General features: G+C 70.7%; 18 protein-coding genes. 11 read left to right on the forward strand and 7 right to left on the reverse strand.

Annotated features, from left to right (window positions below):
* Nucleotides 1-673, forward strand: a 673-nt coding sequence (locus tag VFV67_RS02255; RefSeq protein ID WP_326466799.1) for a thiamine pyrophosphate-dependent enzyme, incomplete at its 5' end; no start/stop codon positions are given.
* A 4-nt stretch (nt 674-677) separates the two neighbouring features.
* Here VFV67_RS02255 and VFV67_RS02260 read toward each other — a convergent pair.
* The gene (locus tag VFV67_RS02260; protein WP_326466801.1) at nt 678-878 is read right to left on the reverse strand and encodes a hypothetical protein; all 201 of its coding nucleotides are present in this window, start codon (nt 876-878) and stop codon (nt 678-680) included.
* A 187-nt stretch (nt 879-1,065) separates the two neighbouring features.
* Between VFV67_RS02260 and VFV67_RS02265 the strand changes: the two genes are divergently transcribed.
* From VFV67_RS02265 to VFV67_RS02280, 4 genes are read left to right on the forward strand one after another with little or no spacing between them, the layout of a single operon-like run.
* The gene (locus VFV67_RS02265) at nt 1,066-2,037 is read left to right on the forward strand and encodes an aromatase/cyclase (protein WP_326466802.1); all 972 of its coding nucleotides are present in this window, start codon (nt 1,066-1,068) and stop codon (nt 2,035-2,037) included.
* A 21-nt stretch (nt 2,038-2,058) separates the two neighbouring features.
* On the forward strand, nt 2,059-2,922 hold the full coding sequence (locus VFV67_RS02270; RefSeq protein WP_326466803.1) for a class I adenylate-forming enzyme family protein: 864 nt from the start codon (nt 2,059-2,061) through the stop codon (nt 2,920-2,922).
* Complete coding sequence (locus VFV67_RS02275) at nt 2,919-3,437, forward strand: flavin reductase family protein (RefSeq protein ID WP_326466804.1); 519 nt, start codon at nt 2,919-2,921, stop codon at nt 3,435-3,437. Before VFV67_RS02270 ends, VFV67_RS02275 begins: the two co-directional genes overlap by 4 nt.
* A gap of 60 nt (nt 3,438-3,497) precedes the next feature.
* On the forward strand, nt 3,498-5,309 hold the full coding sequence (locus VFV67_RS02280) for a long-chain fatty acid--CoA ligase (protein ID WP_326466805.1): 1,812 nt from the start codon (nt 3,498-3,500) through the stop codon (nt 5,307-5,309).
* A gap of 91 nt (nt 5,310-5,400) precedes the next feature.
* Here the strand turns inward: VFV67_RS02280 and VFV67_RS02285 are convergent, their stop codons facing one another.
* Nucleotides 5,401-6,231 (reverse strand): enoyl-CoA hydratase-related protein, encoded by an 831-nt coding sequence (locus tag VFV67_RS02285; RefSeq protein WP_414636155.1) that lies wholly within the window; start codon nt 6,229-6,231, stop codon nt 5,401-5,403.
* A gap of 50 nt (nt 6,232-6,281) precedes the next feature.
* Here VFV67_RS02285 and VFV67_RS02290 point away from each other — a divergent pair, with 50 nt between their 5' ends.
* The 5 genes from VFV67_RS02290 (at nt 6,282) to VFV67_RS02310 (ending at nt 12,145) form a co-directional block, all read left to right on the forward strand.
* Entirely contained in the window at nt 6,282-6,938 is a 657-nt protein-coding gene (locus VFV67_RS02290) for a M50 family metallopeptidase (protein WP_326466807.1), read from the forward strand.
* A gap of 46 nt (nt 6,939-6,984) precedes the next feature.
* Complete coding sequence (locus tag VFV67_RS02295) at nt 6,985-8,220, forward strand: aldehyde dehydrogenase family protein (RefSeq protein ID WP_326466826.1); 1,236 nt, start codon at nt 6,985-6,987, stop codon at nt 8,218-8,220.
* Nucleotides 8,221-8,357: 137 nt separating this feature from the next.
* Nucleotides 8,358-10,133: a cytochrome c oxidase subunit I gene (gene ctaD / locus VFV67_RS02300; protein ID WP_326466809.1), complete on the forward strand. Its 1,776-nt coding sequence runs from the start codon at nt 8,358-8,360 to the stop codon at nt 10,131-10,133.
* Nucleotides 10,134-10,151: 18 nt separating this feature from the next.
* Complete coding sequence (gene serB, locus VFV67_RS02305; protein WP_326466811.1) at nt 10,152-11,387, forward strand: phosphoserine phosphatase SerB; 1,236 nt, start codon at nt 10,152-10,154, stop codon at nt 11,385-11,387.
* On the forward strand, nt 11,384-12,145 hold the full coding sequence (locus VFV67_RS02310; protein ID WP_326466812.1) for a peptidyl-tRNA hydrolase: 762 nt from the start codon (nt 11,384-11,386) through the stop codon (nt 12,143-12,145). Before serB ends, VFV67_RS02310 begins: the two co-directional genes overlap by 4 nt.
* Before the next feature lie 13 nt (nt 12,146-12,158).
* Here VFV67_RS02310 and VFV67_RS02315 read toward each other — a convergent pair whose 3' ends face one another.
* From VFV67_RS02315 to VFV67_RS02330, 4 genes are all read right to left on the reverse strand, one after another.
* Nucleotides 12,159-12,797: a DUF3558 domain-containing protein gene (locus VFV67_RS02315; protein WP_326466814.1), complete on the reverse strand. Its 639-nt coding sequence runs from the start codon at nt 12,795-12,797 to the stop codon at nt 12,159-12,161.
* Entirely contained in the window at nt 12,794-13,747 is a 954-nt protein-coding gene (locus tag VFV67_RS02320) for a hypothetical protein (RefSeq protein ID WP_326466816.1), read from the reverse strand. Before VFV67_RS02320 ends, VFV67_RS02315 begins: the two co-directional genes overlap by 4 nt.
* Nucleotides 13,748-13,756: 9 nt before the next feature.
* The gene (locus VFV67_RS02325; RefSeq protein WP_326466818.1) at nt 13,757-14,053 is read right to left on the reverse strand and encodes a hypothetical protein; all 297 of its coding nucleotides are present in this window, start codon (nt 14,051-14,053) and stop codon (nt 13,757-13,759) included.
* A gap of 76 nt (nt 14,054-14,129) precedes the next feature.
* Complete coding sequence (locus VFV67_RS02330; protein WP_326466820.1) at nt 14,130-16,172, reverse strand: ATP-dependent DNA helicase; 2,043 nt, start codon at nt 16,170-16,172, stop codon at nt 14,130-14,132.
* A 141-nt stretch (nt 16,173-16,313) separates the two neighbouring features.
* Here VFV67_RS02330 and VFV67_RS02335 point away from each other — a divergent pair, with 141 nt between their 5' ends.
* The gene (locus VFV67_RS02335) at nt 16,314-16,982 is read left to right on the forward strand and encodes a choice-of-anchor P family protein (protein WP_326466822.1); all 669 of its coding nucleotides are present in this window, start codon (nt 16,314-16,316) and stop codon (nt 16,980-16,982) included.
* Here the strand turns inward: VFV67_RS02335 and VFV67_RS02340 are convergent.
* Nucleotides 16,974-17,189: isochorismatase family protein (locus VFV67_RS02340; protein WP_326466824.1), on the reverse strand; the 216-nt coding region annotated here is incomplete at its 5' end. The two genes, VFV67_RS02335 and VFV67_RS02340, sit on opposite strands and share 9 nt — an antisense overlap.

Below are 17,189 nucleotides of genomic sequence, written 5' to 3' on the forward strand. Positions count from 1 at the left end.
CAACGTCAACCTCAAGATCCTGCTGTTCAACAACCGGATCTACGGCCTGACCAAGGGCCAGTACTCGCCCACCTCCGAGGAGGGCAAGGTCACCAAGTCCACCCCGATGGGCTCACTGGACCACCCGTTCAACCCGATCTCCCTCGCGCTGGGCGCCGAGGCCACGTTCGTGGCCCGCACCATGGACTCGGACCGGGCGCAGCTCACCGAGATCCTCACCGCCGCCGCGCAGCACCGGGGCAGCGCGTTCATCGAGATCTACCAGAACTGCCCGATCTTCAACGACGGCGCGTTCGACGTGCTCAAGGAGGCCGGCGAGAAGGAACGACGGCTGATCCCGCTCAGCCACGGCCAGCCGATCCGGTTCGGCCCGGACGGTGAGTACGGCGTGGTGCACTCCGGGTTCGGGTCGCTCGGCGTGGCCCGGATCGAGGACGTCGGCGACGACGCCGTGATCAAGCACGACGCCACCTTGGACGATCCCAGCTACGCCTTCGCCCTGTCCCGACTGTCCACACAGGACCTTTCGCACACGGTCACCGGGATCTTCCGGGACGTGACCCGGCCGACCTACGACGACCACGTCCGGGACCAGGTCGCGCGGGCCCGTGCGGCGCGCCCGGCCGACCTGCGCGCCCTGTTGCACGGCAAGGACACCTGGACGGTCGGCTGAGCCGTCAGGCGGCCTGGTCGAGATCGGGTGGTTCGCGGTGTGCCGGGCGCAGCTCGGCGCCGTCCGGCACGAGCAGTTCGGCGTGCACGGCTTCGGCCGTGCGGTCACCGACGACGAGCGTGTAGAAGCGGGCGGGCACCCGGTGCCCGGGGCCGGCGTCAACGGTCAGCACTGTGGTCCGGCGCCGGCGAACTGGCCTGTCCATGGCTGATCCCTCCAACCGCAGCATGCGGCCGGCCGGTGCACCGACGCTCGAGCTTCGCTGAAATCCGGCGCAATCGGGGTCGCCCGGTGTTGATCAACGGAAACCCCACCGCAACTCGAGAGTTCCTCCAGGGCGGGTGGGGAAAATCACAGGTAGCCGATGCGCTCGCCGAGTGGAGGGAGCGATCATGGCAGAGTTGATGATCCGCACCGCGCGGCACACGATTCGCGTTGCCGCCCAACCGAAACGGGTCTACCAGCTCATCGCGGATGTCAACCGGTGGCCGCAGATCTTCGATCCGACGGTCTCGGTGGAACACCTGGGGTATGCCGGATCCGGCGAACGGGTCCGGGTCTGGGAGCTGGTCGGTGGCGACGTGCACAGCTACGTCTCCCACCGCGAGCTCAACCCGGTGCGCACGCAGGTGCGTTTCCGGCAGGAGGGCACACCGGACCCGGTGGCCTCCATGGGTGGACTGTGGCTGGTGCTGCCGAAGGGAAACGGCGCACTGGTCACCCTCGACCACTACTACCGCGTCGTCGACGACAACCCGGCGGACGCGGAGTGGCTGGCCGCGGCGATCGACCGCAACAGCCGCGCGATGCTCGCGGCGCTGCGGGAGACCGCCGAGCTCGACACCGAGCTCGATGCGCTCTGGCTGTCCTGCGAGGACAGCGTGGACATCGATGGCGATGCCCGTGACGTGTACGACTTTCTGGCCCGCGCCGAGGACTACCCGCAGCGGTTGGCGCACGTCGACCGCGTGCTGCTTGCCGAGGAGGTCTTCGGCATCCAGCATCTCGAGACCGACATCCGGACGCCCGACGGCGCCGTGCACTCGACCGCCACGGTCCGGGTGTGCTTCCCGGAGACCCACATCGTCTACAAGCAGACCAGGCCCCCGGCGATCATGCGCGCGCACACCGGTGTCTTCGTGGTGCGCGGGCTGCCGACCGGGGTCCGGGTCACCGCCCAGCACACCGTGCTGCTGCGGCGGGAGGCGATGACCGGCCCGCTCGGCGCCGAGTTCGGCGCCACGCAGGACGCCCGGGTGGCGGTGCGCGAGGTGCTGCGGGCGTTCAGCCTTGGCACGCTCGGCCGGGCGAAGGCGTTTGCCGAGGCACGCCGGCCGGTCTGGGCGAGCGGGCCGCAACGCTAGTTGTTCCAGGGGGTGTTGGACGTGAGTACGACCGTAACTCGGTTACCGGTGCCGGAACCCGAACACCGGCAGGTGCCGGTCGGATCGGTCGACGTGCTGCCGATGTTGGCCGCGGCCGCCTGGCCGGACCGCACCGCGCTGCTCGGCGACGCCGGCCCGGTCACCTTCGCCGAACTGGACCACCGGATCTCCCGGCTGGCGGCCGGAATCCGCACGCTGATCGGTGGTGACGGCTCGGTCGTCGCGGTGTCCGCGCAGCCCGGCGTGGAGTTCGCGGTGGCCTACTACGCCGTGGTGCGCAGCGGAAACGTCGTCGCGCCGGTGCATCCGCAACTCGACGCCGCGGTGCTCGACCGGCTGCTGGTCTCGGTCGCGGCCCGGGCCGTGGTGCTGACCGGCGCGATGCACGACCGGGCGCGTCCGGTGCTGACCGCCGCCCCCGGGCTGGAGCACGTGCTGCTGCTGGACGGCGCGGACATCCGGCCGGGTGTGCCGGTCTGCGCCGAGCTGTGCGACCGCGGCCTGCTGGTCGAGCCGCGGGACCGGGACGAGAACGAGGTCGGCGCGATCGTGTTCGGCGCCGGGCGGTGCGGTTACGCCAAGGCCGCCGGGCGCAGGCACCACGAGCTGAAGCTCGACGCCGTCCGCACCGGCGCCGCGCACGGGCTCTCCGACCGGGCGGTGACGCTCAACGCGCTGCCCAGCTTCCAGCAGGGTCACCTGAACGCGGCCGTCTGGACCGGCGCCACGCAGGTGTTCTGCGGCAGCCAGGATCCGGGCGTGCTGGCCGGCGAGATCGAACGGCACGGCGCGAGCCACTGCTACCGGTTGCCGGGCGAGCACCCGCCGTTCCCCGTGCCGGACCGGACGGTCGTGGCATCATGATCAACTCGGCGACCGTGTACCCGAGTTCGGTGCGTGACGCCATGGCCCGGTGGCCGACCGGGATCGCCGTGATCACCACGGCGGACCAGGGCGGCTGGTGGTGGGGCTGCACCGCCGACTCGTTCAGCCCGGTGTCGGTCCGCCCGCCGCTGATCTCGGTGTGCCTGGACCGCCAGCACCGCTGCCGGCCGGCGTTCGCCGCGGCCGACATGTTCGCGGTGAACGTGCTGCGCGACGGCCAGGAAGACCTGGCCCGCCGGTTCGCCGGCAGCGCCGCGGACGACTTCGAGGGCATCGCGGTGGAGCGCGGCTTCGAGGACGTCCCGCTGCTGTGCGACGTCTCGGTGCGGATGGAGTGCCGCACCACCAGTGTGGTGCCGGCCGGCGATCACATCATGTTGCTCGGCGAGGTACGCAGAGTGCGCACCGGTCCCGGTGAGCCCCTGGTCTACCTGCACCGCAACTTCCGCCGGTTGCACCGGCCCGACCCGCTGCCGGCGGCCGCAGGCTTCTAGACGGCACCTAAAGATGGCTTTACGCTCTCGGCAACCTTCAGCGCGGTCGGAGTGGGGCACATGAGCGAGCCATTGGCAGCCAACATCAGCAGCAGCTTGTGCGAGGCGTTTCAGGCGCGGGTAGCCGAGATGCCAGACGCGGTGGCACTGCGGACACCCGGTGACGCGGTGACCGTCACCTGGCGGGAGTACGGCGAGCGGGTCCGGGCGATCGCCGCCGGGCTGGCCGCCCGCGGCGTGTCGAAGGGCGACACCGTCGCGCTGATGATGACCAACCGGCCGGAGTTCCACCTGTGCGACACCGCGGCGCTGCACCTCGGGGCGGCGCCGTTCTCGGTGTACAACACCTCGGCCCCGGAGCAGATCGCCTACCTGTTCGGCAACGCCGGCAACAAGGTCGTGTTCACCGAGAAGGTGTTCCTGCCGCGGATCGCCGAGGTGGCGGGTGACATAGAACACATCGTCTGCGTGGACGGCCCGGCCGAGGGCGCGATCTCGCTCGAGGAGCTGGAGGCCGGCGGCGACGCCGACTTCGACTTCGACGCGGCCTGGCGCGCGGTCGGGCCGGAGGACCTGGCCACGATCATCTACACCTCGGGCACCACCGGACCGCCCAAGGGCGTGGAGCTGACCCACGCCAACATCACCGTCGAGGCGACCACGGTCGACCTGTTCCGGGTCGAGAAGGGCTGGCGGGTGCTGTCCTACCTGCCGGCCGCGCACATCGCCGACCGGGTCACCTCGCACTACTCGATGATGCTGTTCGGCTCGGAGACCACGTCGGTGGACGACCCGCGCAAGATGGCCGCTGCCCTGCCCGACGTGCGGCCGCACCTGTTCTTCGGCGTGCCCCGGGTGTGGGAGAAGTTCAAGTCCGCGATCGACGCGGGCCTGGCCGCTGAGCCCAAGGCGGCCAAGCGGAACATCGCCAACTGGGCGATCGGCGTCGGTGTGCGGGCGGCCCGGTACTCGCTGGCCAACAAGCCGATCCCGGCGGTGCTGGCGATGCAGCACAAGATCGCCGACGCGCTGGTGCTGTCCAAGCTGCGGGCCAAGCTCGGGCTGGACCGGGCGCAGATCTGCGCGTCCGGGGCGGCGCCGATCTCGGCCGAGACGCTGGAGTACTTCTGGGGCCTGGGAATCCCGGTGTACGAGGTGTGGGGCATGTCCGAGACCAGCGGCATGTCGACGTGCACCTCGCCGAACAACGTGAAGATCGGCACGGTCGGCCAGGCGGTGCCCGGGGTCGAGGTGAAGCTGGCCGAGGACGGCGAGCTGCTCGCCCGCGGGCTGACCCTCATGCGCGGCTACCGCAACGATCCGGAGAAGACCGCCGAGACCATCGACGCCGACGGCTGGCTGCACACCGGGGACATCGCCAAGATCGACGACGAGGGCTACGTCACGATCGTGGACCGGAAGAAGGAACTGATCATCAACGAGGCCGGCAAGAACATGTCGCCGGCCAACATCGAGAACACCATCAAGGCGTCCTGCTCCGTCCTCGGCCCCGTCGTGGCGATCGGCGACGCCCGCCCGTACATCTCCGCCCTTGTCGTCCTCGACCCCGACGCCGCCGCGGCCCTCGCCGCCGCGAACGGCGTGACGGAGACGTCGCCGGCCGCCCTCGCCGCGCACCCCACCATCCGCGACGCCGTCACCGCCGGTGTCCGGGCCGGCAACGAGAAGCTCTCCCGGGCCGAGCAGATCAAGCGGTTCCGGATCCTGCCCGCCGTCTGGGAACCCGGCGGCGACGAGCTCACCCCCACCCTCAAGCTCCGCCGCAGGCCGATCGCCGAGAAGTACCAGCACGAGATCGACGAGCTCTACACCGCCACCCCCGCCGGCGACACCATCGATCTCTCCTCGTAGCAACGGTGCCGAAAGCGCCGGGTGCCTGCGGCGCCCGGCGCTTTCGGCGAGTTGCCGAGTGCGGGCACCCGAGTCGCTGGTCGCGGCACCGTCAGGTCGCGTTCCACGGCAGGTAGTCCGGGAGGTTGCGGCTCACCGTCTCCGTCCACACGGGATCCCGCTTCTGCAGGAAGGACAGCACGCCCTCGACCGCGTCGGGGCTCTGCGCCAGGCCGGCGATCAGTCGGGAGTCCAGGCGCTGCACCGGAAACGGTGAGTCGAGCGGGCTCATCCGGAACAGCAGGTGCCGGATCACGGCCACCGGGACCGGGGCGGTGCGCCGGGCCAGCTCCGCGGCCAGCTCGTAGGCCCGCGGCAGCACCTCGTCGGCCGGGTGCAGCTCGCCGACCAGCCCGGCGGCCAGGGCCTCCTCGGCGCCGAACACCCGGCCGCTGATCATCCAGTCCAGGGAACGCCCCAGGCCGACCAGCCGGGGGAGGAACCACGTCGACGCGCCCTCCGGGTAGAACCCGCGGCGGCTGAACACGAAGCCGAACCGCGCATCGGCAGCCGCCAACCGGAAGTCGGCCGGCAGGATGATCGTCGAGCCGGCGCCGACCGCCGCGCCCCGGATCGCCGCGATCACCGGCTTGTTCATCGCGAAGATGCGCATCGAGCACCGGCCGGCCGGCTCGTCCCAGTCCGCGTCCGGCGTCGGGGCCCCGAGCGAGCCCCCGGACAGGTCCGCGCCGACGCAGAAGTCCGGCCCCTCCCCGGTGAACACCACCACCCGCACGCCGTCGTCGAGATCGGCCCGGCCGAACGCGTCGGCCAGTTCGTCGGCCATCCGCATGGTGTATCCGTTGCGCGCCGCCGGCCGGTTCAGCGAGACGGTCGCGACCGCCCCGTCCACCGCGTACCGGATCTCCTCGTAGTGGTCCACGTGCGACATCATCACACCGATCCGACCGCTCGTATGGTGATCTGTTCGGCGTGCGTCCGGACACCGTGGCCCTGATCGCCGCCGGTGCGGCGCTGCTCGTCGTGCTGCTGCCCGGCCCGTGGCGGCTCACCCGCAACGTGATCACGATCGTGCACGAGGCCGGCCACGCGCTCACCGCGCTGCTGGCCGGCCGGCGGCTGCGCGGGATCCGGCTGCACTCGGACACCTCCGGGCTCACCCTGTCGCGGGGCCGCCCGTACGGCGCGGGCATGGTGTGCACGGCGCTGGCCGGCTATCCGGCGCCCTCGCTCCTCGGCCTGCTCTACGCCGGGCTGCTGGCGACCGGACACCCGAGCGCACCACTGGTGCTCAGCACGGTCCTGCTGGCCGGGGTGCTCGTCATGGTGCGCAACGCCTACGGCGTGGTGTCCGTGTTGCTCACCGGCGCCGTGCTGATCGGCGTGTCCTGGTTGGCGCCGGCCGAGGTGCAGGACGCGTTCGCCCAGGTGATCACCTGGTTCCTGCTGTTCGGCGGGATCCGGCCGGTCGGCGAGCTGCAGCGGATCCGCCGCCGGGGCCGCGCCTACGACTCCGACGCCGACCAGCTCGGTCGGCTGACCGGCACGCCCGGCTTCCTCTGGGTCGGTTCGTTCGGTCTGATCGGCCTCGGTGCGCTGGTGCTGGCCGGCGGCTGGCTGCTCGCCTGATGCGGCACACTTTTCGGACATGAGCGCTGTGCTGGGCGACCCCAAGCTGGACGAGACCACCGCACAGGCCGTCGCGAGCTGCGCGGCCGCCGCCAAGCAGGCCGCCCCGGCGCTGGCCGGCGCCACCGACGAGGCGGTGGACGCCGCACTCGGCGAGATGGCCGCGCGGCTGTCCGCCGCCCGGGCCGCCGTGCTCGCCGCGAACGCCGAGGACGTGGCCGCCGCCGAGGCCGGCGGGATGAGCGCCGGGCTGCTGGACCGGCTGCGGATCACCGAGGAGCGGCTGCTGGCCATGGCCGAGCAGCTGCGGCTGCTGGCCGGCGCCCCGCACCCGGCGCGCTCGGTGCAGCTGGGCACGCTGCCCGGCGGCCTGCGCCTGGTCGAGCGCCGCCGTCCGGTCGGCGTGATCGGGGCGAACTACGAGGCGCGCCCGAACGTGACCGTGGACGTGGCCTCCCAACTGGTCAAGTCGCGCAACGCCGGGGTGCTGCGGACCGGCTCGGCGGCGCTGCGCTCGGCCACCGTGCTGGTGCGCGAGGTGGTCGCCCCGGCGCTGGCCGACGTGGCCATCGATCCGGACGTCATCCAGCTGGTGCCCAGCGCCGACCGGGCCGCGGCCGCTGCCCTGGTGACCCTGCCGCACCTGGTTCCGCTGGTCATCCTGCGGGGCAGCGGGGAGTCCACCCGCGAGCTGGGTCAGCTCGCCGCCCGGCACGGGGTGCGCACGCTGGCGCACGCCGACGGCGGGGGAGTGCTGTACGTGGACGTGGCGGCCGACCCGGAGCGGACCCGCGACCTGGTCGAACGCGGCCTGGACCGGCTCGGCGTGTGTAACCGGCTCAACCTGCTGCTCATCCACGCCGACCGTTACGACGCGGTGCTGCCGGCGATCCTGGACACCCTGCGTGAACTGGGGGTCCGTCCCTCGCTGCCGCCGCACGACCACGCCGTCGGCTACGAGTGGGCGCTGGACGCCGAGCGGGAGGCCACCGTGACCATCGCCCCGGTCACCGGGGTCGCCGACGCCGCGCGGGTGGCCAACGAGGAGACCTCGGGACTGGCCGCCACGATCGTCACCGAGGACCCGGCAGCCGCCGAGGAGTTCCTGGCCGGCTACACCGGCACCGGCGTCTTCTGGAACGCCTCGACCCGACTGCTGGACGGCTTCAAGCTGCTCGGCGTGCCGGAGACCGGGATCAACATCGACAAGGTGCCCGGCCCGCGCGGCCCGGTCACCTACCCGGACCTGTGCCTGCGGCAGTACGCCGTGCTGCCCGGCTGACCCGCCGCCCACCGGTCGTGACCTGCTGGGAACCAGCGTAAAGTGTGACCCGCGCCGCGCCGGCCCAGCCGCGGCCGCTCCTGCTGTGCCGGCTACGATCCCTACGAGTCACGGCCGTAGATCATCAGGAGGCAGGAGTGACGGCAGTAGCCCCGAAGCCGATCGCCACGCGCCCGTACGAGGCGCGGCAGACGGTCAAGGGTTCATCCCTGCTCTCCCTGTTCTGGACCACCGATCCCAAGCGGATCGGGATCATGTACACCGTCACGTCGTTCGTCTTCTTCATGGTCGGCGGCGCGATGGCGATGCTGATGCGGTCCGAACTGGCCAGGCCCGGGCAGCAGTTCCTCTCGCCGGAGCAGTACAACCAGCTGTTCACGATGCACGGCACGATCATGCTGCTGCTCTACGCGACGCCGATCCTGTTCGGGTTCGCCAACCTGGTGCTGCCGATCCAGATCGGCGCCCCGGACGTGGCCTTCCCGCGGCTCAACGCGCTGGCCTTCTGGCTGTTCGCGTTCGGCGGCACGATCGTGATGGCCGGGTTCCTGACCCCGGGCGGCGCCGCCGACTTCGGCTGGTTCGCCTACACCCCGCTGTCCGACAAGATCCACTCGCCGGGCGTCGGTGCCGACCTGTGGATCGTCGGCCTGGTGTTGAGCGGTCTTGGCACCATCCTCGGCGGCGTGAACATGCTGACCACCGTGGTCTGCCTGCGCGCCCCCGGCATGACGATGTTCCGGATGCCGATCTTCACCTGGAACATCATGATCACCAGCATCCTGGTGCTGATCGCCTTCCCGATCCTGGCCGCCGCCCTGCTCGCCCTGCTGGCCGACCGGCAGTTCGGCGCGCACGTGTTCGACCCGGCGAACGGTGGCGTGATCCTCTGGCAGCACCTGTTCTGGTTCTTCGGCCATCCCGAGGTCTACATCGTCGCGCTGCCGTTCTTCGGCATCGTGTCGGAGATCTTCCCGGTGTTCAGCCGCAAGCCGCTGTTCGGCTACCGCGGCCTGGTCTACGCGACGCTGGCCATCGCGGCGCTGTCGGTCGCCGTGTGGGCGCACCACATGTACGCCACCGGCGCCGTGCTGTTGCCGTTCTTCTCGCTGATGACCTTCCTGATCGCGATCCCGACCGGCGTGAAGTTCTTCAACTGGATCGGCACGATGTGGAAGGGCTCGCTGACCTTCGAGAGCCCGATGCTGTTCAGCGTCGGCTTCCTGGTCACCTTCCTGTTCGGCGGTCTGACCGGAATCATCCTCGCCGCGCCCCCGCTGGACTTCCACGTCGCGGACACCTACTTCGTGGTGGCGCATTTCCACTACGTGCTGTACGGCACGATCGTGTTCGCTACGTTCGCCGGCATCTACTTCTGGTTCCCGAAGTTCACCGGCCGGTTCCTGGACGAGCGGCTGGCCAAGTTCCACTTCTGGACCACGTTCATCGGGTTCCACGGCACGTTCCTGATTCAGCACTGGGTCGGCAACGAGGGCATGCCGCGGCGCTACATCGACTATCTGCCCGGGGACGGTTTCACCACGCTGAACACGATCTCCACGATCGGCGCGTACATCCTCGGCGCGTCCACGCTTCCGTTCATCTACAACGTGTTCAAGAGCTACCGGTACGGCGAGACCACCGACGCGGACGATCCGTGGGGTTACGGCGCGTCCCTGGAATGGGCGACGCCGACCCCGCCGCCGCGGCACAACTTCAAGGAACTGCCCCGGATCCGCTCCGAGCGGCCGGCGTTCGACCTGCACTACCCGCACATGGTCGAGCGCTGGGAGGAGGACAAGTACACCGGTCCGTTCTCGGGCAAGCACAACAAACCGGCGCCGTCCGAAGCCCTCGCCGGTGCGGTGAACCCGCCCGAGATCAGCAAGGGTGATCCGTCGAAGCCGAACTGAACCGGGGGCCGCAGGACAGTGGTAGCTCGCTCAGCTCCGAACAGCACACCCGTCCTGATCACGGTCACCGGCCCGGACAAGCCGGGTGTCACCTCGGTGCTGTTCGCGGTGCTCACCCGGCACGGGGTCGACATCATCGACGTCGAGCAGGTGGTGATCCGCGGCCAGCTGGTCCTCGGTGTGCTGGTGGACGCCGAGCGCGACCCCGAGGGGCTGCAGGAGACCGTCGAGCAGGCCATGGCGACCGTGGCGATGAGCGTCGACGTCGAGGTGGGGGTCGATCCGGTCTCCCCGGCCCGGGTCGGATCCAGCCACGTGCTGATCGTGCTCGGCCGCCCGGTGACCGCCAAGGCGTTCACCGAGGTGGCCAGGCGGCTCGCCGCGCTCGGCGCGAACATCGACGCCATCAGGAGGGTGGCCGACTATCCGGTGACCGGCCTTGAGCTGCGGGTCTCGGTCTCCCAGGACACCCAGACGGGTGATGCGGACCTGCGCTCGGCGCTGGCCGAGGTGTCCGTCCGGGTCGGGCTGGACATCGCGGTCGAGCGGGAGGGCCTGACCCGGCGGGCCAAGCGCCTGGTGGTCTTCGACGTGGACTCCACCCTGATCCAGGGTGAGGTGATCGAGATGCTGGCCGCCAAGGTGGGCTGCGAGGACCAGGTCCGCGAGATCACCGAGGCGGCCATGCGCGGCGAGGTGGACTTCACCGAGGCGCTGCGCCGCCGGGTGGCGCTGCTCGAGGGCGCGCCGGAGGCGGTGCTGGACGAGGTGGCCGAGGCGCTGACCCTGACCCCGGGCGCCCGGACCACGATCCGCACGCTCAAGCGGCTCGGTTTCCGGTGCGGCGTGGTGTCCGGCGGGTTCACCCGGGTGATCGACCGGCTGGTCGACGAGCTCGGCCTGGACTTCAGCGCCGCCAACGAGTTGGAGATCGTGGACGGCCGGATCACCGGGCAGGTGACCGGCGAGGTCGTGGACCGGGCGGGCAAGGCGGCGGCGCTGCGCCGGTTCGCCGAACGGTTCAGCGTGCCGCTGGCCCAGTGCGTGGCGATCGGCGACGGCGCCAACGACATCGACATGCTCACCACGGCCGGGCTCGGCGTCGCGTTCAACGCCAAGCCGGCGCTGCGCGAGGTGGCCGACACCGCGCTGTCCCATCCCTACCTGGACGTGGTGCTGTTCGTGCTCGGCGTGACCAGGGCCGAGGTAGAGGCCGCCGACGCCGCCGACGGCCTGGGTTTCCCCCGTCAATGAGCGCGGTTCTGGATCCGCTGGCCGCCCGGTACGCGACCTGGTTGCGGTTACCGGCCGCCGCGACCGCGGACACCGACGACGAGGACCCCGACCAGGTCCGGGCCATGCCGGTCATCCTGCGCATCGAACGCACCGACCCGCCAACCCGCACGGCGCTCCTCGAGGCCGCCGCCGCGGCCGCCGTCGCGGTCTGCCTCGATCCCCGCGCCGAGCCGGACGGGGAGTGGCACGAGGCGGTGGCCGCCTGGGTCTCCGGCCGGATCCGCAAGGTCACCCGCCGAGCCCGGGGCGCGCACTGGGCCGCCGTCCAGGACCTGCCGGGCATCACGTCCACAGTGGACGGTGCTCAGGTCCGCGCCCTGGTCCCCGGCCGCGTCGTGGACACCCCCAAAGAGGTCACCCGCCTGCAGATCTCCGGCAGCGAACTGAAACCCGACACTCCCCCCGCGCCCCCGCCCGGAGTCCCCGTACTCTGGCTCAACCCCACCATCGAGATGAGCGCCGGCAAGGCCGCCGCCCAGGTCGGCCACGCCACCATGCTGCTCGCCGCCCTGCTCACGCCCGCCGCCCGCGCCAGTTGGGCCGAGTCGCAATTCACCTGCGCCGTCCGCACCCCCACCCCCAAGCAGTGGTCCGCCCTGCACCCCGGCGCCGACCCCGCCACCGCCTGGCGCACCCACCACCTCATCGCCGTCCGCGACGCCGGCTTCACCGAAGTCGCCCCCGGCACCATCACCGTCCTCGCCCAGTGGTGGTGACGGAGGTGGCCGCTCACCCACCCAGCTTGCGCACCACCACTTCGGCGATGGCGGTCGCCTTGACGCATGCGTCGTCGCCGCCAGGATCGATCTGCAGTCTGACCTCGATGCTCTGTTGCGCATCCAGCCCTACCGCGACAACACAATGGTCGGTCTTATTGTCGACATTGCGGCTCACCCCAGGCTGGCCTGCGATCGTGATGGCCCTGATTTCTTCGCGCGGCCAACAACGGCCGCCCTCTTTCGCCCGAAGGCAGGCTTCGGCCTCGCCACGATAGATGAGGTTGACCTGGTTTCCCCCGAAGTAGTACCGGACCGTGAGCCTGGAGAGGTCGTCGCCTAGCAGGCCGCATTCGTTCGACTTGTAGTCCGGTAGGTCGCGTCCGGGTCTGGGGAAGCCCAGGGCAGCGGCCTGCTCTACGGGGAACAGCTCACAGGGCTTTTCCTGGTAGGCGGTGGCGTCCAGCGTGCGGGTGATGGACGGCGGGGTGCTGGGCAGTGGCGTGCTCGGGCGCGGGACCGACGTCGCGCGGCTCGGCGGCGGGCTGCCGGTCGGATCAGATGGTTGCGGTGCCGCCGGGGTGCAGGCCGCCGCGGCGATCAACGCCGCCACGACGAGGGCCGACCGGCGCCAATGCGCCGACCTGCTCATATCACTCCTTTGTCGCCGTGGTGGTCAAGCCGCCGCCCGATCTCGGTATCATTCGTCCGTTTCTCTTCGACGTATTTCTGCCGCTCGGCCTCGACCTGCGGTCCGATCGGTCCGGGATCGTGCGCCGTGTCACGGAACCGTTCGTAGGAGAAATCCGGGCTGTCCACGTCGCAGTACGCCGGCAGTGGAACAAACAGTCCGGGTTTTTCGTTGTCGACCTTTTCATGCTGTTTGGCGAAGTCTCCTTGGATCGCGTCCAGGGCCTGGCCGAGGGACTGGCACAAACGGTCGGCTTCGTGTCGATAGCTGTTGGCGACCTGGTCGATACCCCCGTCGTCGATCATCGTCGTGGCGACGTACTTGCCCACGTCGATGACCACGTTGGCGACGCCTGATCTGAGGTTCTTGGCGTCCATGCCGAGGATGTCCTTGATGACGTCGGCGTACAGGGAGATCTTCGCCTCTGTCTCCTTGGCCTTCTGCTGCACGCACACGTTCATCGCGGCGGCGGTGCCGGCCTCGATGATCGAGAAATAGCTTTCCCGGGCCAGCACCGCGATGGTGTAGACGGCGGCGACGCCGCGCAGCATTTCCAGAACGAGGGTCTGCTGCTTGTCGCAGAACACCTCCATCACCGTGAGCTGTTCCTTGAACCGGTCGGCGGCGTCGCCGGTCCAGGCGGCCAGATGGGTGCCGGTGATCCGGATCTTCGCCACGGCCAGGTCGTTGTCCCCGATCCGCACGGCAGCCTGGAACAACCGCTCGTAGTCGTCGCGGATCTTGGCCGGATCGAGTGCGGTCACGCAGTTCATGTGGTTCGGCACCTGTTGGATCGCCGCGTCGACCGCCTCGGAACGGGTGTCCCACTCTTCCTCGCACATGACGCGGAACCAGTCCTGCATCGTGTTGGTGGCGTGGTGGATGTCGTCGTCGGTGCGCCAGTCGGCCATGGTCGTTCCTCAGACCTGGCCGTCCACGCGGCGGTAGACCGCGATGATCTCGCGGAGCGCCTCGGCGGTGTCCTCCATGACGTCGCAGCCGCGGATCTGGCGGTCGCCGAGTTCTTCGGAGAGGAGCCGGTAGGCGCTCCGCATGCGGTCGACGGCGTCGAAGCGGCCCCGGCCATCCCAGCCGGCGTGGTCGAGCAGGTCGGCGACGGGTTCGCGGAGCATCAGGGCCGCCTGGGGCAACGACCCGTCGTAGCTGCGGCAGCCTCGTTCGGCTTCGTCCAGATCGATGGTGAACCCGTCGGACATCGCGACTCCCCTCGCTGAATGGCGCTCACGATACCGACGCGTGCGCGGGCGGTTGCGTTCCGTGGTTTGTCGCGAACTAGCCGGCGGCGTTGAGGCGGCGGAGGGCGGCGCGGGTCTTCTCCGGGTCGGTGGTGGTCCAGTAGTTGGGGAGGGAGGCGCGCAGGAAGTTGCCGTAGCGGGCCGTGGCGAGGCGGGGGTCGAGGATGGCGATGACGCCGCGATCCTCCGTCGAGCGGAGGAGGCGGCCGGTGCCCTGAGCCAACAACAGTGCCGCGTGGGTGGCGGCGACGGTGATGAAACCGTTGCCGCCGCGGGCTTCCACGGCGCGCTGGCGGGCGGAGGCGAGCGGGTCGTCCGGGCGGGGGAACGGGATCCGGTCCACGACGACCAGGCTCAGTGAGGAGCCGGGGACGTCGACGCCCTGCCAGAGGGACAGGGTGCCGAACAGGCAGGTGGCCGGGTCCGAGGCGAACTTGGTGACCAGCAGCGCGGTGGAATCCTCGCCCTGGCACAGGATCGGCACGGTCAGCCGCTTGCGCAGCGCCTCGGTGGCCGCCTTGGCCGCGCGCATCGAGGAGAACAGGCCGAGGGTGCGTCCGCCTGCGGCCTCGATCAGCTCGGCCAACTCGTCCAGATAGGACTGTGGGAGGCCGTCCCGGCCGGGCGGCGGCAGATGACGGGCCATGTACAGGATCCCGCGGCGTTCGTGGTCGAACGGGGAACCCACGTCCAGTCCGGTCCACTTCGGACTGTCGTCGCCCTCGACCGGCGGAGCCTTCTCGGTCGCGGTTCCCGCGGCCGCGACGCCGACGGACTGCTCGACCGGGAGGCCCCACTGCCGGGCCATCGCGTCGAAGGTGCCGCCAAGCGTCAGCGTCGCCGAGGTGAGCACGGTGGTGCAGGAGCCGAACAGCCGATCCCGCAACAGCCCGGCGACGGCCAGCGGCGCCACCCGCAGGGCCGGCGGGCGAGGGCTGCCGGACCCGGTGTCGCCGCTGCACCAGACCACGTCCCGGCGGCGCGCGTCGTCGGTGTCGAACGCGTCGATCAGCCGCACCGCGGTGTCGTGCACCTCTTCGAGCAGGGACAGGGCGAGCTTGCGCGCGGTGGCCAGGTCGACGTCCCCGGGCCGGTCGGTGCCCAGCTTGGTGACACACGCGTGTGCCGCGTCCCGGATGCCGGCCAGCGCGGCGCCCAAGGCCGTCGGCAGCGCGTCGAGTCGGCCGGCCGGCAGGTCTCCGAGCAGGATCGCGAACCCGTCGCCGGCCTCGGCCAGCCGGTCGGCCACCTCCTGGTCGATGAGCCGGCCGCACCGCCGCGCCGCCGCGGCGACCGCAACCGGGGTCAGCTCCCCGGTGGCCACCGAGGTCACCCGGTCCACCAGGTCGTGCGCCTCGTCCACGATCACCAGGTCGTGGTCGGGCAACACCTGGTAGCCCTGCAGGGCGTCGATCGCCAGCAGCGCATGGTTGGTCACCACGATGTCCACCCGGCCGGCCTCGTTCCTGGCCCGCTCGGCGAAGCAGTCCGTCCCGGATGGACACCGTGCGGCACCGAGACATTCCCGCGCCGACACCGAAACCTGCCGCCAGGCCGACTCGCTCACTCCGGGCACCAACTCGTCCCGGTCTCCGGTCGGTGAGGTTCCGGCCCACTCGCGCAGCCGCTTCACCTCCCGGCCGAGCCGGGACACCGCGAACGGGTCGAACAGCGCGGCGTCCTCGGGTTCCTCGGGCGCGCCGGTGTCCAACCGGTGCAGGCACAGGTAGTTCCGCCGTCCCTTCAGGATGGCGAAGGTCGGGGGACGGCCGAGCGGCCCGGCCAGCGCCTCGGCCAGCCGCGGCAGGTCCCGGTCGACGAGCTGGCGCTGCAGCGCGATCGTCGCGGTGGACACCACCACGGTCGCCTCCTGCTCGACCGCGTACCGCATCGCCGGCACCAGATAGGCCAGCGACTTTCCGGTGCCGGTTCCCGCCTGCACGGCCAGGTGGTTGCCGGTCCGGATGGCGTCCGCCACCGCGCCGGCCATCCGCACCTGGCCGGGACGCTCGGTGCCGCCGACCGCCGAAACCGCGACGGACAGCAGCTCCGGCAGCTCGGGCAGGCGCTGGTTCGGCACACCCTGACGCTACCGCGCCCCCGAATCGCTCGGACGGGTTGTCTACATATCCCCAATCGGATGGCACGCGACGACATTGCGGGGTGCATGGCGGGAGGCTCGGTGGGCACGGCCTGAAATCCCTCTGAAAGGAGTTACATCATGGCGTTTCGACGTGGTTTCGCCGTCGCTCTCGCGCTCGTCTCCACCACCGCCGTGTTCGGCGCGGCCCCCGCTTCCGCCGCCCAGCCCCCGCCGCCCCCGCCGCCCCCGGCGTCCGGTGGCACGGGTTCGATCGGCGAGGCCCAAGGCGTGATCGACGGCCAGCCGGTCACCATCGCCGAGCTTGCCGCCTGCGACACCAGCGGGACCCGGTTCGCCTCGACGCCGGGTGCCCAGTCCGGGGACATCGTCAGATACGGGTGGGGCAGAAGCACCTGCAGCAGAGACTGGTGGGGCACCACCTCGGTCCAGGTGAACGGAACCCTGTTCCGGCTGGATGCCCTGCGCCGGTGGGGCGGACCCACCATCCATGTCTCCGGCTTCTCGGTAGCCTGCCAGGCCGGCTGGTGGGGGACCTGGTCGAACTTCCAGGTGAGCGGCGTGTTCGGCGTGCGCATCCCGGCACGCGTTCCGCCCAACTACACGGTCTGGGTCCGGGGCAGCGGAATGCCGGGGAGCACCCCGATCGCCAAGGTCGTCGTCAACGAGGTGGACCGGTCCGTGCCCGGCACCCTGAAGATCAACCTGCTGCACATCACGCTGTTCCCCAGCGGACCGTCGATCCACAGCGGTGACTTCGTGGTCGGATCGGTGTCCTGCTCACGCTGAGCGGACCGACCCGCGCAGGGCGACCCCGGCCGAGCGCAGTTCGGCCAGCGCGGAGTCCACAGTGGACGCAGCGACGCCCGCGGTGTGGTCCAGCAGCACCGTCGTGGTGAACCCGCCGCGGGCGGCGTCCAGAGCGGTGGCCCGCACACAGTGATCGGTGGCGATGCCCACCACGTCAACAGAATCCACGTCGTGCGCCCCCACCCC

Source organism: Actinophytocola sp., from assembly GCF_035762905.1.
Lineage (GTDB): Bacteria > Actinomycetota > Actinomycetes > Mycobacteriales > Pseudonocardiaceae > DASYTH01.

Bases quoted from the DNA above. Each gene is read 5' to 3' on its own strand.
- VFV67_RS02280 (WP_326466805.1), top strand. From the start codon at position 3,498: ATGAGCGAGCCATTGGCAGCCAACATCAGCAGCAGCTTGTGCGAGGCG.
- VFV67_RS02325 (WP_326466818.1), bottom strand. From the start codon at position 14,053: ATGTCCGACGGGTTCACCATCGATCTGGACGAAGCCGAACGAGGCTGC.
- VFV67_RS02265 (WP_326466802.1), top strand. From the start codon at position 1,066: ATGGCAGAGTTGATGATCCGCACCGCGCGGCACACGATTCGCGTTGCC.
- VFV67_RS02335 (WP_326466822.1), top strand. From the start codon at position 16,314: ATGGCGTTTCGACGTGGTTTCGCCGTCGCTCTCGCGCTCGTCTCCACC.
- VFV67_RS02275 (WP_326466804.1), top strand. From the start codon at position 2,919: ATGATCAACTCGGCGACCGTGTACCCGAGTTCGGTGCGTGACGCCATG.
- VFV67_RS02315 (WP_326466814.1), bottom strand. From the start codon at position 12,797: ATGAGCAGGTCGGCGCATTGGCGCCGGTCGGCCCTCGTCGTGGCGGCG.
- VFV67_RS02260 (WP_326466801.1), bottom strand. From the start codon at position 878: ATGGACAGGCCAGTTCGCCGGCGCCGGACCACAGTGCTGACCGTTGAC.
- VFV67_RS02310 (WP_326466812.1), top strand. From the start codon at position 11,384: ATGAGCGCGGTTCTGGATCCGCTGGCCGCCCGGTACGCGACCTGGTTG.
- VFV67_RS02320 (WP_326466816.1), bottom strand. From the start codon at position 13,747: ATGGCCGACTGGCGCACCGACGACGACATCCACCACGCCACCAACACG.